General features: G+C 34.2%; 1 protein-coding gene and 1 pseudogene. Both read left to right on the top strand.

Translation table 11 applies throughout. The annotated features are described in order from the left end of the window. Positions 1-120, top strand: a pseudogene (locus FFR48_RS29895) (IS607 family transposase); the annotation flags it as partial. Between the two features lie 109 nt (positions 121-229). Next, positions 230-404: helix-turn-helix domain-containing protein (locus tag FFR48_RS28505; protein ID WP_162502002.1), on the top strand; the 175-nt coding region annotated here is incomplete at its 3' end.

Genomic DNA, 404 nt, shown 5'->3' with positions numbered 1-404 from the left:
TCAGAAACCAAGTATCCGCGATGGAAACATTTTGTTTGAGTCGTGGGTTAGCTGTTGATGATTGGGTTTCAGAGATTGGAGGCGGATTAAACTTTAAAAGAAAAAAGTTTTTATCAATTATGTTATCTACTCCAAAGAAATCAAGGATCATCTCAAAAATGCTATTGACAAACCTGTACAAGATATGTCAGTTTTAGACAGCAAAGAAATACAGTGTTGAGGTCGAGCAATGCTTTTATCTATCAAAACAAAACTCAAGTTAAACAAAACCCAGGAAATATTAATGGCTAAACACGCTGGTATAGCAAGGTTTACCTATAATTGGGGTTTAGCTACTTGGGCTTCTTTGCATAAAGATGGATTAAAGCCAAACAAATATATCCTCAAAAAATTCTTTAATAACC

This window comes from Sphaerospermopsis reniformis (assembly GCF_005402885.1).
Classification (GTDB): domain Bacteria; phylum Cyanobacteriota; class Cyanobacteriia; order Cyanobacteriales; family Nostocaceae; genus Sphaerospermopsis; species Sphaerospermopsis kisseleviana.
This window is presented reverse-complemented; position numbering and strand designations above follow the sequence as displayed.